Source organism: Caproiciproducens sp., from assembly GCF_053840905.1.
In genome coordinates this window covers 1-14,306 of sequence record NZ_JBNLXQ010000016.1, presented here as the reverse complement: position 1 = coordinate 14,306, position 14,306 = coordinate 1, and the positions used below count along the sequence as shown (strand labels likewise).

The following is a 14,306-nucleotide window of genomic DNA, read 5'->3' as shown; positions in this document are numbered from 1 at the left end:
TGGGTTTGGAGCATTCCGCTTTTACCCGTTTACCCGCCGATCAGCGGCCTTCCGCGCCGTTGCCGTAAGCGCTTCCAGCTGGCATAATTTGGCTATATTATACTGCAAATACCGAATAGAAACAATAAACAATTCCATCCCCCCAACGGAAAAGGCAATATCATCGTTTCGCGTCGCATAGAACGGCGGGAGCCCTTCTTCCGCTGAAACATCGGCGGAAGAAGGGCTCCTTAGGTCGCTGGAAGGAGATATATGACAACGCATGCCAAGCTTGTTTGTGAATCAGAAATCCTGATGTGCTGAAAGGACGTCCGGCTGTATCCAAAACACCCGGAAGCCGTCAGCAGTGCTCAGGCAGGAGAAAGAGGAACGCCGAAGCCGACTACCACACAGGCAATCGCAAGCATAATGAGCGCCCACTTGAGGACCGCACGCAGCGCTTTGCTGTCCTGACCGACGAGGCCGACAGCCGCCACCGCAGTGGCAACGCACTGGGGAGACATGATTTTGCCGACGCCGGCGCCCAGAGAGTTCGCCGCGGCAAGCCAGTACTTGGAAACGCCGATCTGCTGCGCGGCAGCCGTCTGCAAGGTTCCCAGCAGCACCTCGGTGTTGGTGCCGCTGCCGGTGACGAACGCACCGATTGCGGCAATGACCGGCGCCACAAACGGATAGTAGCGGCCGGTGAGAACGACAAAAAGATGCGCCATATCGGCGATCATCCCGGAATATGTCATAATTTTGGCAACGGCAAGCACGGACATGATGGTAACGATCGTTTTAGACATCTGCTTCACCGTGCCGGTCAGCGCCTGCCACATCATCTTTCCGCTGGCCTTCTGCACAAGGCTGCCGATCACTGTGGCGACAAAAATGATGACGCCGGGCGTATTGATCCAGCTGAAAGAAACAGGACCGGCGCTTGGGGCCGTGCTGATCTTTACGGTGGACTTGAAAACAGAAAGGAAGCTGTTGACCGGCGGAACCAGCTTGGAGGTCAGCAGAAGAAGTACGAAAATAAGAATAAACGGCAGGCCGGCCACCGCGAGCGGCATTGCCGGTTCGTCCTGCTTTTGCGCCGTGCCGGCAATCCCCGCGCTCATATCATATTCCGCGGGAACCGGCTTATTTTTCCGTGCTCTGGCCATCAGGAAAGTACAGGCCAGCGAGACGACGCAGCCCACGATGACGGTCAGCTCCGGCCCGAGGAATCTGGAAACAACCAGCTCCGGAAGGACGAAGGACAGGCCGGACACCAGCGTGATGCCCACAACGCCCTTCAGCGCCTTGACGCCGCCCCCGCCCGCGATGACCATCAGGAACGGAACCAGAATCATAAACGGCACCATCTGAAACACCGTCGTAAAAGCCAGCGGCAGCGCGTCCAGCCCGGTCACCGCCTGCAGGGTAACGGTAGGGATGCCGACGGAACCGAACGCGGTGGGAAAGGCGTTGGCGATCATGCAGACCACACAGGCCTCAATCGGATTCATGCCCATTCCGGCCAGCATGCTTGCCGGAATGGCGATTGCCGTGCCGAAGCCGGCCATGCCCTCCAGAAATCCGCCGAAGCACCACCCCACCAGGAGGATCAGAAGGCGTTTATCGGCGGAAACGCCTGTGAGCATCCGCTTAATGATGTCCATGGCGCCGGTTTTTAAGGAAAGGTTATAGGTGAAAATGGCGGCGATGATAACCAGAATGATCGGCCACAGCGCGGTGGCGAAGCCTTCCAGCGCGGAGGTGGCGCAGTCCGCCGCCGGCATGTGCCAAAGCGTCAGCGCCAGGACGACGGCAACGGCCAGCGCGCTGAGGCACGCCTTGTGGCCGGGCATCTTCAGATATGTAAGCGCGATAATCAGCCAGACGATTGGCACCAGAGCAAGATAGGACTGAAGCATAATAAGAGACCTCCCCTATTTATTTCAGTGGCTGCAATAGTCACAGTTTACCTGCTTTTGGTTCTACCAGTTTCGACAAACATTCCGGCGATATATAAAACGAATAACAGCAAAAATGAATCCTTTCGGAAAATAATATTTCTATACTGGATACATTATATCCCCAAACCAGCATAAAGTCCATATGAAGTTATATCAAAAATTATATTTTAGTATATTTGACGAATATCCAACTTCAATTTTGTCAGAAAAATAGAATCACTCGATTTGGCATTGTATTAAAAATAAAATGTGGTAAGATGGTAGCATACATAAGTGGAGCTACCAATTTTAAGGCGGTTTTTTTACCGCTTGCATCTGTAAAAACGGTTGGTGTAAAATCAGAATGGAGGCGCTTTCATGTCCATCATGATTCCCTTTGGCAAATCCGGGATGCCGCTGCACGCGGATCTGAGCGATGCGGAAATTCTGGAATCCCATGTGGAAGAACTCAAAGCCGCCGACACGGAGGACGGTTTGGTGCTGGCCGCCATGGCCGATCCGATCGACTCCCCCCGCCTGCGGGAGCTTGCCGCCGGCAAAAAGACCTGCACGGTCATTATCAGCGACCACACGCGTCCGGTCCCGAGCAGGCACATTCTTCCCTTCATGCTCGCCGAGCTGCGCGAGGGCAGCCCGGACATCGACATCACCCTGCTGGTGGCTACCGGGTTCCACCGTCCGACCGGCAAGGAAGAGCTGGCGGCGAAACTCGGCCGCGATATCGCGGAGCATGAAAAAATCGTGATCCATGACAGCCGGGACGCGTCGGGCAACGTGCAGATCGGCGTGCTCCCCTCCGGAGCGGCGTGCGTGATCGACAAAATAGCGGCACAAACAGATTTGCTCGTCGCCGAAGGCTTTATCGAACCGCACTTCTTCGCCGGTTTTTCCGGAGGGCGCAAGAGCGTGCTGCCGGGTGTCTGCGATCAGGTGACGGTGCTGGGCAACCATTGCTCCGAATTTATCGCTTCGCCTTATGCGCGCACCGGCGTCCTGGACGGCAACCCGCTGCACAGGGATATGCTCGCCGCGGCAAAAATGGCGCATCTGGCATACATAGTGAACGTCATTATTGACGAAGATAAACGTGTGGCGGCCGCCTTCGCCGGGGACGCCGTCACCGCCCACCGCCGGGGCTGCGACCTGCTGCTGAAATACTGTCAGGTACAGCCGGAAAAACGCGGCGATATCGTGATTTCCAGCAACGGAGGCTACCCGCTGGACCAGAATATTTACCAGAGCGTAAAAGGCCTTACCGCGGCGGAAGCTGCGGCGGCGCCGGGCGCCGTGCTGATCATGGTCAGCTCCTGCAGCGACGGACACGGCGGAGAAAGCTTTTACCATGCGCTGCGCGACTGCGTTTCCCCACAGAATCTGACGGAACAGATCCTCGCCACCCCGCAGGACCGGACCCGGCCCGACCAGTGGGAATTCCAGATCCTTTGCCGCGTGCTGTGCAAGCACCCCGTCATCTTTGTCACGGAACCCGCGCAGCGGAAGACCATTGAGGACATGAAGATCGCGTGGGCCCCGGATGTGGATACCGCTTTGAAGGAAGCAAGGGGCATCAAGGGCGCGGACGCCCATTTGGTCGTGATCCCCAACGGCATCTCCGTTATGGTGAGAGAATCGGCTTAACAGCTATAAAAATATTTTATCAGGAGGATTTATCATGGCAAATTATAATCCGGTCACACAGGAAATTCTTGCCGAACTGGAAAAAGCGGCGCCCGGTCACGTGGTCACCGGCGCAGATGTCAACCCGGACTACTCCCGCGACGAAATGCCCATTTACGGTACCCGCATGCCGGACGTCACCATCGACGTGCAGAGCACGGAAGAAGTCTCCGCCATCATGAAAATCTGCTGTGAGCACAACATCCCTGTCACGACCCGCGGCGCCGGCACCGGTCTGGTGGGCGGCTGCACCCCGGTCTGCGGCGGAGTCGTGCTCTGCACCATGCGCATGAACAAGATTCTGTCCTACGACCTTGAAAACTTCGCGGTCACGGTACAGCCCGGCGTCCTGCTGCAGCAGCTGGCCGACGACGCGCTGAAGCACGGCTGCATGTATCCCCCGGACCCGGGCGAGAAGATGGCGACCCTGGGCGGCAACGTGGCCACCAACGCGGGCGGCATGCGCGCCGTAAAATACGGCGCTACCCGCGACTATGTCCGCGCCATGACCGTGGTCCTCCCGAACGGCGACATCACCCGTTTCGGCGGCACGGTTTCCAAAACGAGCTCCGGCTACAGCCTTACGAACCTGATGATCGGCTCGGAAGGCACGCTGGGCATCATCACCGAGCTGACCCTGAAGCTTATCCCCGCCCCGCAGGCCACCGTAAGCCTGATGGCCCCGTTCGAGGATCTGGAAGTCTGCATTTCTGCCGTACCGAAATTCTTTATGAAGCATTTCCGTCCGCAGGCACTGGAGTTCTTTGAGAAAGAAATCCTGATTTCTTCCGAAGAGTATCTGGGCAAGCAGGTCTTCCCGCGCAAGATCGACGGCACGGAGGTCGGCGCTTATCTGCTGGTTACTTTTGACGGCGATTCCATGGATGAGCTGGACCCGATCGTCGAGAGCGCGTCCGAGATGCTGGTGGAAGAAGGCGCGCTGGACGTCCTTGTGGCGGATACGGCGCCAAAGCTGAAGGACATCTGGGCGACCCGTTCCTCTTTCCTGGAGGGCATCGAGGAGCAGACCAAGCTGCTGGATGAATGCGACGTGGTCGTTCCGGTAAACAAAATTGCGTCCTATGTCGCATATGTCAATGAGATCAAGCAAAACTATGATTTTGAGGTAAAATATTTCGGTCACGCCGGCGACGGCAACCTGCATATCTACACCTGCTCCACGGAAATGGAAGAGGAAACATTCAAGAAGCAGGTCGATCAGTTCCTGAGCGCTCTCTACCGGAAGACGGTGGAGCTCGGCGGCCAGATTTCCGGCGAGCACGGCATCGGCTACGGAAAGGTGCATTTCCTGGAAAGCGCAATGGGCCCGGTGAACATGGAGCTGATGCGCGGTATTAAAAAGGTATTTGATCCGAAGCTGATTTTGAACCCCGGCAAGGTTTGTATGGGCCTGACGAGAAAGGGAGAATAGTTTCAGGAGAATCATTTAAAAGGAGTAACGATATGAACATTCTTGTATGTGTCAAACAGGTACCGGATACCAATGAAATCAAGATCGATCCGGTCACCAACACCCTGGTGCGCGACGGTGTGCCAAGTATCGTCAACCCATTCGACGGCTACGCGCTGGAAGCGGCGGCACGCCTGAGGGACGACGCGCCGGACACCAGAATCACGGTGCTTTCCATGGGCCCGAAGCAGGCGGAGAACGCGCTGCGGGAGTGTCTGGCCATTGCCGCCGACAACGCTTACCTGGTGACGGACCGCATCTTCGGCGGTTCCGATACGCTGGCCACCAGCTATATCCTGAGCAGGGCAATCGCAAAGGTCGAAGAGCTGGAAGGCGCGAAATTTGACGCGATCTTCTGCGGCAAGCAGGCGATCGACGGCGATACCGCACAGGTTGGCCCGGAAATCGCGGAACACCTGGGCTGCCCGCAGGTAACCTACGCGCTGGAAGTAAAATCGGCGGAAGACGGCCTTCATGTCTACCGTGAGGCGGAAGACGGCAAGGAAGTCATCGGCGTACAGACTCCCTGCCTGATCACCTTTACCAAACCCTCTTTCGATCCCCGTTTCCCCACCATCAAACGCAAGATGGCGGCACGCAAAGCGCAGATCGCTCAGCTTACCGCAGCGGAGCTGACGAACATCGACCCGGAGCACGCCGGCCTGAAAGGTTCGCCCACAAAAGTGAAGCGCACCTATGTGCCGCCGCGCAAAGAAGCCGGCGTTGTGGTCAAGGAAGAAACCACCGAAGCGTCCGCTCACAAGCTGTATGAGCTGCTGAGCAAAGCGCATGTGATTTGAAAGAGAGGGATCGGGAAATGGAAGCCAAGACCAAAGACCTTTGGGTATTTTTGGAAACCAATGAAGACGGCACTGCCAAGAATGTCGGAATAGAATTACTGAACCCCGGACGCCGCCTGGCCGACAAGCAGGGCGGAAAGCTGGTGTCCGTTGTCATCGGCTGCCACACAGATGCAGCCGTAAAAGAAGCGGGCGCTCACGGAGCGGACCGGGTGATCGTGGTGGACGGCGAGGAATTCCAGCGCTACACCACGGACGCTTACACCGCCGCGCTGGCGCACCTGCTTGAAAAATACGCGCCTACGAGTATGCTGATCGGCGCTACCCCGAACGGCCGCGACCTCGGGCCGCGCCTGTCCTGCCGCCTCGGCACCGGCCTGACCGCCGACTGCACCGCGCTGGACATCGACGAAGCCAGCGGCAATATCGCCTGGACCCGACCGGCATTCGGCGGAAACCTGATGGCGGTAATCCTTTGCCCGGACCATCGCCCGCAGCTCGGTACGGTGCGGCCGGGAGTCTTTAAGAAGCCCGACGTCTGCGAGGACAGGGCGGAGATTCTCCGCGAGGATTTTCATGTATCCGCGGACCAGATCCGTACCAGACTGCTGGAAACCATCCGTGAAGCAGCGGGCGAAATCGTCGATCTTGAAGGCGCGGACATCATCGTCTCGGGCGGCCGCGGTGTCGGCGGGCCGGAAGGCTTTGCCGTCCTCCGTGAACTGGCGGACGTGCTGGGCGCTACCGTCGGCGCGTCCCGCGCGGCGGTGGACGAGGGCTGGATCACCCATTCCCATCAGGTCGGCCAGACCGGCAAAACAGTCGGACCGAAGCTGTACATTGCCTGCGGCATCTCCGGCGCTATCCAGCATCTGGCCGGTATGAGCTCCTCCGACGTCATCGTGGCGATCAACAAGGATTTTGACGCCCCGATTTTCGGTGTCGCGGACTACGGCTTTGTGGGCAATCTTTTTGAGATCGTCCCCGCATTGACTGCCGAGATCAAAAAAGCAAGAGCCTGAGATCGATTAACAAGAAAGGGGTCTTTTAATATGGATTTTAAATTTACCGCCGAAGAACAGGATATTCTGGATATGCTGCATGATTTCTGCGTAAAGTCGGTCGCTCCGCTCGCCGCGGAGATTGACGAGCAGGAGAAATTTCCCGAGCAAACCTGGCATCAGCTGGCCGAAATGGGCATGATGGGCATGGCCTACCCGGAAGAAGCGGGCGGAGCCGGCCTGAGCTACCTTTCCTATATTGCCGCGGTTGAGGAAATCTCAAAGCACTGCGCGGCCACCAGCACCATGTTTTCCGCGCACTCCTCCCTGTGCGCCTGGCCGATCTTCGCTTTCGGCACGGAGGAGCAGAAACAAAAGTACCTGCCGGATCTGTGCTCCGGCGAAAAACTGGGCGCGTTTGCCCTGACCGAACCCGGCGCCGGGACCGACGCCGCCATGCAGCGCACGGTCGCCGAGGACAAGGGCGACTCCTGGCTTCTTAACGGCTCGAAAATTTTCATCACCAACGCCGGTTTTGCGTCCGTCTTTGTTGTTTTCGCAATGACGGATAAGAGTCTGGGAACCAAGGGCATCTCCGCCTTTATTGTCGAGAAGGACACCCCCGGCTTCCGCATCGGTTCCCATGAAAAGAAAATGGGAATCCGCGGCTCCTCCACCTGCGAGCTGGTCTTTGAAGACTGCAGGATTCCCAAGGGGAATCTTCTGGGCGAAATCGGCAAGGGCTTCAAGGTTGCCATGATGACGCTGGACGGCGGCCGGATCGGCATTGCCGCACAGGCCGTCGGCATCGCTCAGGGCTGTATCGATCAGACCATTCCCTATATTACCCAGCGCATCCAGTTCGGCAAACGCATCAGCCAGTTCCAGAACACGCAGTTTGAAATGGCCAATATGCAGACGCATGTCGACGCGGCCCGTCTGCTGACGTACCGCGCGGCGCAGGCCAAACAGGACGGCGACCCATACAGCCACCTTGCCGCGATGGCGAAGCTTTTTGCCGCCGACACCGCCAGCGACGTAACCCGCCGCTGTGTGCAGCTGGTCGGAGGCTACGGCTTCACCCGTGAATATCCGTTTGAGCGCATGATGCGCGACGCAAAAATCACCGAGATTTACGAAGGAACCAGCGAAGTACAGCGCATGGTCATCTCGGGTTGGATGGGCGTCAAATAAATTCACTTACTCCTTTTTATCCATACTCGTTTATCCATACTAGCAGCAGGCCGCCGGCTGGAACCAGCCGGCGGCCTGCTGTCTCTGCAGCTGAATGCACTCTTGTTTAAGACACACGGAAATGCTATAATACATAGTTACACGGAACTCAGAAATCAAACTTAAAAATAAACAAATTCCGCGGTTCTCCGCATCGATTATCAAAGGAATTTTCGGCGGAAAACCACGGAAAGACAGCTTGGCTGCAGGGAGATGCTTCTATGGACGCAAAAGCGGAAAAAAGTGAAAAAGCCTATGAACGGGTGATTGATTACGTAAAGGATGAAATCTGGCGCGGGAACCTCAAGCGGGGGGAGCGGCTGCCCTCGGAACGGGATCTGGCGGATCTGCTCGGGGTAAGCCGCAACTCCGTAAGGGAGGCGATGCGTACCTTGAGCATGATGGGTTTCATCTCCAGCGTACACGGCGGAGGGAATTTTATATCGTGCGACCTGGAGCAGAATCTGGGCGAGACGCTCCGGATTATGATGATGATGGGAGAAACCAACTTTCGGCAGGTGAGCCAGCTGCGCAGAGGGCTGGAATCCGAGACGGCGCGCCTGGCGGCCAGCCGCATCCTTCCCCGTCAGACGGCCAAGCTGGCGGAGCTGGTACGCCGGATGCGCGAGGAGCCGGACGCCGAAAAAGCCTCCCTGCTCGACCAGAAATTTCATACGCTTCTCTGTGAAGCCGCCGGCAATAAGCTGATCTACGCGATTTTCATGGCTATGCTTTCGACCATCAATGATTTTATCAGCATTATGTACGGGCGCATCGTACAGGATGACGAACAGGCGGAACAGCTCCATTTGTCGCACGAAAAGCTGGTGGACGCCCTGAGCCGCAACGACGAGGACGATGCGGTCCGCGCGATTCAGGACCACTTTGAAGTCGTAGACGCGTCGATCGACCGCTCGTAATTCTTTTCCGAAACCTTCTTCTCAGGCTTTCAGCAGGGATGCCGCAAAAGTGATCTCTCCGGACTTCCGGTGGAAACAACCCGGCTATCTGTCAGGTTCAGCCCTTAGCGGCTGTGTCTTCGGTAAACATTGGCAGATAAGCGGGTACTTTTTCTTTTTTCATGGCGACGGAAATTTCCCGGTAAATCGCGGGCCGGCTGATTTTCCGTACGGCAATGGACGGGGACTGAATCCCGTTCGCCACAATCGAGGGCAAAAGGGTAATCCCCTCCCCGCTGCTTACATAGCTGAGAAGCGACTCCGTGAGATCAAGCTCCAGCGCAATATCGGGTACGACTCCCATGCGCCCGCACTCCCTGCGGATGGAGGCGCGGATCGTGCACGGGTCCTTATAGAGCACGAGCTTTTCATGCAGGACGATATCCCTGAAGCTGATCTCCTCCCGGCAGCGAAGGGAATGGGTCACGGGAAATACCGCATAGAGCGGCTCCGTCATGAGCGGGATCACGGCAACGCTCCGCTGCGGCTCCGCATTGGAAAGCAGCGCCATGTCGAATTTCCCGTTTTTGACGCCGTCCAAAAGTTCCCCGTTGGAAAGGCAGGTGTCGACGGTCACCTGATTTTGCCCGCCCGCTTTCAGCTTTTCCATATATCGGGGAAGAAAATACGTCACAAGGTTTTCGAGCCCGCCGATCCGCAGCTGAGGGACTTCTCCGGAGCGCCGCACCAGATCGACCGTCCGATCGAACTGATCCATCACGCCGCTCATCCTCTCATAGAGGAGCTTCCCCTGCGCAGTCGGCTTCACGCCGTCGTAATTTCGGTTCAGCAGCTCGCAGCCAAGCCCCTTTTCAAGCTGCCGGAGCCGTTTTGAAAGCGACGGCTGTGAGATATAAAGGCGTTCGGAGGCTTTGTTCAGGCTGCCGCAGCGGACGATTTCGAGAAAATACCGTATTTGTTCTAAACTGACCATCCTGTTCCTTTCATGAGTTATGCGTTTCAGCTATATCCCTTATGCGCAACGGCAATTAGGCAAACCCGGAGAGATGGTTTATCCTTATATAAGGAGTAATCTATCATGATCCGTTCCCTTCTTCCGGATGGCAACACGGCGAAAAAAGGAAAGCGGCATCAATAAAGGAGTAACCGTCATGTCCCAGACCAGTGAATCCGGTAAAACGACCGGATACGGTTCAGTCATTTTTGTCCTTTCCCTGACCACGCTGATGTCCGCAATCGACACCAACATCGTCAACATCGGGCTGCCAACGATCGGAAAAGCCCTGAACGCAAATTTTACAAGCCTTCAATGGGTCGTGCTCAGCTACCTGCTGGCCGTTACCTCGCTGATCGTCGGTATCGGGCGCATCGGCGACATCTTCGGTAAAAAAAGGATTTTTCTCTTCGGCATCGGACTGTTTACGCTGGCGTCTCTGCTGTGCGGCGCGTCCGGTTCCATTTACGAACTGATCGCGTTCCGCGCCCTTCAGGGAATCGGCGGCTCGATTCTGATGGCGCTGTCCTTCGCCATCGCGGGCGACATGATTCCGAAAGAAAAAATCACCCGGGCCATGTCGATTCTGACCGTCATGCTCCCGACCGGTTTCGCCCTGGGACCCTCTGTCGGAGGGCTTCTGATCGGCGTTTTCAGCTGGAGATCGGTCTTTTTTCTGAATGTGCCGATCGGCGCCGCCGCGTTCCTGTGCGCCCTGCGCTTCCCCGCCATCCCCATTACGGAGAAGGTCAAAAGACTCGATATACGAGGCCTGCTTGTCCTGACCGCCACGTTGGTCTGCTATGTGCTGGGCGTTACCCTCGCCGAAAATCAGGGGCTCAGCAAAAGCGTTCTCCTGCTTGGCGCCGGAGCCGCCGCGGGTATCACCGTCTTCCTGTTCCTTGAAAAAAGGACGGACCTCCCGCTTGTCGACCTGAATATGTTCCGGAACTCCGCATTCAGCGCGAGCCTTGCGATCAGCGTGCTGATTTACACGACCACGACCGGGGCGGTTGTGATTTTCCCTTTTTACCTTCAACAGGCGAAGGGGCTTTCCACTTCCGTGTCGGGGGTCATGATGATGTCGGGCGCGGTCGGCTGCGCACTGCTGACGCCGCTGGCGGCTGCCGCCGCGAAACGTTTCGGCGACTTTCCCGTTATGATTTTCGGAATAACGGCCATGGGGGCCGGTTCCCTGCTGATGTCGACGGTCAGCCTTTCGACAGGCAACGTTACGTTTTCCATGATATGGTTTTTCTTTAACGGATGCCTGGCTTTCTTCCAGACGCCGAACAACGCCTCCATTATTTCGCACGCGAAGCCCGAACAGCGCGGACTGGCGTCGGGCCTTCTCAATCTGTCGCGCACCATCGGGCTGACGACCGGCGCGGCGGTGATCGGCGCCGTCTTCTATGCGTTCGCCCACACGACGTCGATCGGCAGCGCAAGCCCCCAAAAGATTGCCTCCAGTTTCCACAATACGTTTCTGGTCACGGCGTGCATCCTGGCGTGCGCTCTGCTGATCGGCCTGATCGCACTGCGTCCCGCCAAAACGCCTGCGGCGGAAAATACAGCCGATTGACCTTCCCGGTGACGCGCATTTTTCGGCAGAGGCACCGCACGGTACAAATAAAACGGCTCCCCCAAAGCTGCTGGCTTTGGGGGTATTTTTACGCCAGAACAGGATTCCCGGGATTGTATCACAGAGCTTTATCGATCAGATGGACGTCATCTCCTGACGCATTCCAATGTTTGATACGGTATTTTCGGGTTCTTCTTCATCCCCAACCGAAGCCTGACCGGCTGCCTCCTCCCTGAGCTGAAACTGTTCCGCAAGGGCTTTCATGATCTGGGCCTGTCCGGAAAGCTCCTCGCTTGCCGCCGCGCTTTCCTCGGCCGTTGCGGAATTCGTCTGAATCACGCTGGAAATCCGCTCCACGTCACGGTTCACCTGCTCAATCGCGTCCGACTGCCTCACGCTGGCTTTCGAAATATGTTCTACAATTTCAGAAACAGCTTTTGTACTCTTTACCGCATGAAGCAGATATTTCGCGGTTTCATCCGCGATGACGGTCCCGTTCGTCACCTCGCTGATGGAGTTACGAATCAATGACGTTGTGTCCTTCGCCGCCGCGGCACTCTTGCCCGCAAGGTTCCTCACCTCGTCCGCTACCACGGCAAATCCCTTTCCGGCGCTTCCGGCCCGCGCGGCCTCTACCGCGGCGTTGAGCGCGAGAATATTGGTCTGAAAAGCGATGTCTTCAATGGTTTTGATGATCTTTTCGATTTGCTGGGAGGAATTTTGAATACCGGAAATGGCCTGTACCATTTTCTGCATATGCTGATTGCAGATTTCTATTTCAGAGTTCACATCATCCACATTGGCGCTGGCCTTTTCCGCATGCTCCGCGTTCTCTTTGACCTGCGCTGAAATTTCGGCAATCGCGGCTGACAGTCTTTCCACCGAATTCACCTGTTCCGTCGCGCCCTGCGCCAGCTCCTGAGCGCCGGAGGACAGCTGCTCGGAGCCGCTTGCGACCTGCTGAGAGGCTTGCTGCATCTGGATAATCGTATCGTTGATAAACAGGATGATCGCTTCGATCGACTTTTGCAGCTGAATAAAATCACCCTTATACTCAAAATGGCGCGCCACGTTTAAATCTCCCTGTTCCACCTGAAGCAGTGTGGACTGAATATCCGTTATGTACTGATTCAGGGTTTCGATTGTTTCCGCAAACGCGTTTCCCAACTGGCCGATTTCATCCCTCGATTTTACCTTCACCTGAACTTTCAAGTCGCCTTGGGCCATTTTTTGTGCCGCGCCCAGCAATTCGGAAACCGGCCTGCTGATTCCGCGTGAAATGAAGACTGCGATCAGAACGGACAGCAGAATGGAAATCAGAAGAATCGCGCTCATCATCACATAAGCGCGTTCTCCCTGCATGGTCAGGCTTTTGGACAACTGGTTTCCCGAATTCGTCTTTTCCGTAACCAAAGAATCGATGGCTGTGCGCAGCTCCGCGGAAAGCGGGGAACATTTCTGGAACATCATGATGTAAGCGTCCGTGTCTTTTCCGGAAATGGCCAGTTGAACCGTCTGATCCCGCGCAACCGTATATTCCTGCAGATCGCTCATGATCGTATCGTAGTAGCTCTGTTCCCTGCTGCCGACGATCCCGGATTTCATTTTGGTAAGGTATTGTACCAACTTTTCGCTGGACTGATCCAGTTCCTCTTTGCTTTTCAGCCTCTCGTTGACGCCCGGCTGAATAATAATGTCCCTCATAATGACGTTGTTGTTATTAAACTCAGTATTGAACAGGCCGATATCGCCCTGCGCAAACCCATACTGAACCAGCGCGCCCGAATATTGCTGATTCATGGTCCTCATAATGACAAATCCTACCACACCGCTGAAACTCGAAAGAAACGCGATGATCAGAAAAGATATTATCAATTTTTTCCCGATTTTCATATTTTTTAACACGATCTTCCCCACCTTTTCCATATAAAATCAGAAAGAAGCCGCCGCAGGGCAGACACCCTTTGGCGGACAGTCTTCAGGACTTTCCCCTCGCCTGAATATACTGATCGATGGAGCGGGCGGCTTCCTTGCCGCCGCCCATGGCCAGAATCACGGTTGCGGCGCCGCTGACGGCGTCACCCGCGGCGTAAACGCCCTCCCGGGTCGTCGCCATGGTCGCTTCATCCACAACGATGCAGCCCTTCCTGTTCGCTTCCAGGCCCTCTGTCGTGGAGCGGATCAGCGGATTCGGCGAGTTGCCGATCGCCATGACCACACAGTCCACCGGGATTTCAAAGTTCGAGCCCTCTTTGGGCACCGGCCTGCGCCTGCCGGAGGCGTCCGGCTCGCCAAGCTCCATCTCGATGCACTCGATCGACTTCACCCTGCCGTTTTCGTCGCCGTGGATGGCAACGGGATTGCGTAAAAGATTGAAGAGAATACCCTCTTCCTTCGCGTGGTGGATTTCCTCTTTCCGCGCGGGCATCTGCTCTTCGGCGCGGCGGTACACGATATACACCTTCTCCGCGCCCAGACGTTTGGCGGTCCTCGCGGCGTCCATCGCCACGTTGCCGCCGCCCACAACGGCGACGTTCTTCGGCCGGATGATCGGGGTGTCGTATTCGTCCAGATAGGCCTTCATCAGGTTCACTCTGGTCAGGAATTCATTGGCCGAGTAAGTCCCCACCAGCTCCTCGCCCGGAATATTCATAAAGCTGGGCAGTCCGGCGCCGGTGCCGATGA

The 14,306-nt window shown here is 56.5% G+C and carries 11 protein-coding genes; 7 read left to right on the top strand and 4 right to left on the bottom strand.

The features are described 5' to 3' along the window. Positions 1-350 precede the first annotated feature (350 nt). Positions 351-1,901: an L-lactate permease gene (locus tag ACQGQ5_RS13970; RefSeq protein ID WP_455737107.1), complete on the bottom strand. Its 1,551-nt coding sequence runs from the start codon at positions 1,899-1,901 to the stop codon at positions 351-353. 399 nt (positions 1,902-2,300) lie between these two features. Between ACQGQ5_RS13970 and larA the strand changes: the two genes are divergently transcribed. From larA to ACQGQ5_RS13940, 6 genes are all read left to right on the top strand, one after another. Further along, positions 2,301-3,581 carry a nickel-dependent lactate racemase gene (gene larA, locus ACQGQ5_RS13965; protein WP_455737106.1) on the top strand — a complete coding sequence of 427 codons (1,281 nt, stop codon included), beginning with the start codon at positions 2,301-2,303 and terminating at the stop codon, positions 3,579-3,581. Between the two features lie 34 nt (positions 3,582-3,615). Continuing rightward, the gene (locus ACQGQ5_RS13960; RefSeq protein WP_455737105.1) at positions 3,616-5,052 is read left to right on the top strand and encodes an FAD-binding oxidoreductase; all 1,437 of its coding nucleotides are present in this window, start codon (positions 3,616-3,618) and stop codon (positions 5,050-5,052) included. Between the two features lie 32 nt (positions 5,053-5,084). Next, complete coding sequence (locus ACQGQ5_RS13955; RefSeq protein WP_455737104.1) at positions 5,085-5,891, top strand: electron transfer flavoprotein subunit beta/FixA family protein; 807 nt, start codon at positions 5,085-5,087, stop codon at positions 5,889-5,891. Positions 5,892-5,908: 17 nt separating this feature from the next. Then, positions 5,909-6,913: an electron transfer flavoprotein subunit alpha/FixB family protein gene (locus ACQGQ5_RS13950; RefSeq protein ID WP_455737103.1), complete on the top strand. Its 1,005-nt coding sequence runs from the start codon at positions 5,909-5,911 to the stop codon at positions 6,911-6,913. Positions 6,914-6,943: 30 nt separating this feature from the next. Beyond that, complete coding sequence (locus ACQGQ5_RS13945) at positions 6,944-8,086, top strand: acyl-CoA dehydrogenase (RefSeq protein WP_455737102.1); 1,143 nt, start codon at positions 6,944-6,946, stop codon at positions 8,084-8,086. Positions 8,087-8,346: 260 nt separating this feature from the next. After that, positions 8,347-9,045: a FadR/GntR family transcriptional regulator gene (locus ACQGQ5_RS13940; protein WP_455737101.1), complete on the top strand. Its 699-nt coding sequence runs from the start codon at positions 8,347-8,349 to the stop codon at positions 9,043-9,045. A 97-nt stretch (positions 9,046-9,142) separates the two neighbouring features. Here the strand turns inward: ACQGQ5_RS13940 and ACQGQ5_RS13935 are convergent, their stop codons facing one another. Beyond that, a complete protein-coding gene (locus tag ACQGQ5_RS13935; RefSeq protein WP_455737100.1) occupies positions 9,143-10,018 on the bottom strand; it encodes a LysR family transcriptional regulator in 876 nt (291 codons plus the stop codon). 178 nt (positions 10,019-10,196) lie between these two features. On the opposite strand from ACQGQ5_RS13935, the gene ACQGQ5_RS13930 reads away from it, so the two are divergent. After that, positions 10,197-11,621 (top strand): MFS transporter, encoded by a 1,425-nt coding sequence (locus ACQGQ5_RS13930; RefSeq protein WP_455737099.1) that lies wholly within the window; start codon positions 10,197-10,199, stop codon positions 11,619-11,621. Between the two features lie 135 nt (positions 11,622-11,756). Here the strand turns inward: ACQGQ5_RS13930 and ACQGQ5_RS13925 are convergent, their stop codons facing one another. Both ACQGQ5_RS13925 and ACQGQ5_RS13920 read right to left on the bottom strand, forming a co-directional pair. Then, positions 11,757-13,526 carry a methyl-accepting chemotaxis protein gene (locus tag ACQGQ5_RS13925; protein WP_455737098.1) on the bottom strand — a complete coding sequence of 590 codons (1,770 nt, stop codon included), beginning with the start codon at positions 13,524-13,526 and terminating at the stop codon, positions 11,757-11,759. Between the two features lie 73 nt (positions 13,527-13,599). Beyond that, on the bottom strand, positions 13,600-14,306 hold a 707-nt coding region (locus ACQGQ5_RS13920), incomplete at its 5' end, for an FAD-dependent oxidoreductase (RefSeq protein WP_455737097.1).

Coding starts and splice junctions, on each gene's coding strand:
- ACQGQ5_RS13970 (WP_455737107.1), bottom strand. CDS start 1,901: ATGCTTCAGTCCTATCTTGCTCTGGTGCCAATCGTCTGGCTGATTATC.
- larA (WP_455737106.1), top strand. CDS start 2,301: ATGTCCATCATGATTCCCTTTGGCAAATCCGGGATGCCGCTGCACGCG.
- ACQGQ5_RS13960 (WP_455737105.1), top strand. CDS start 3,616: ATGGCAAATTATAATCCGGTCACACAGGAAATTCTTGCCGAACTGGAA.
- ACQGQ5_RS13955 (WP_455737104.1), top strand. CDS start 5,085: ATGAACATTCTTGTATGTGTCAAACAGGTACCGGATACCAATGAAATC.
- ACQGQ5_RS13950 (WP_455737103.1), top strand. CDS start 5,909: ATGGAAGCCAAGACCAAAGACCTTTGGGTATTTTTGGAAACCAATGAA.
- ACQGQ5_RS13945 (WP_455737102.1), top strand. CDS start 6,944: ATGGATTTTAAATTTACCGCCGAAGAACAGGATATTCTGGATATGCTG.
- ACQGQ5_RS13940 (WP_455737101.1), top strand. CDS start 8,347: ATGGACGCAAAAGCGGAAAAAAGTGAAAAAGCCTATGAACGGGTGATT.
- ACQGQ5_RS13935 (WP_455737100.1), bottom strand. CDS start 10,018: ATGGTCAGTTTAGAACAAATACGGTATTTTCTCGAAATCGTCCGCTGC.
- ACQGQ5_RS13930 (WP_455737099.1), top strand. CDS start 10,197: ATGTCCCAGACCAGTGAATCCGGTAAAACGACCGGATACGGTTCAGTC.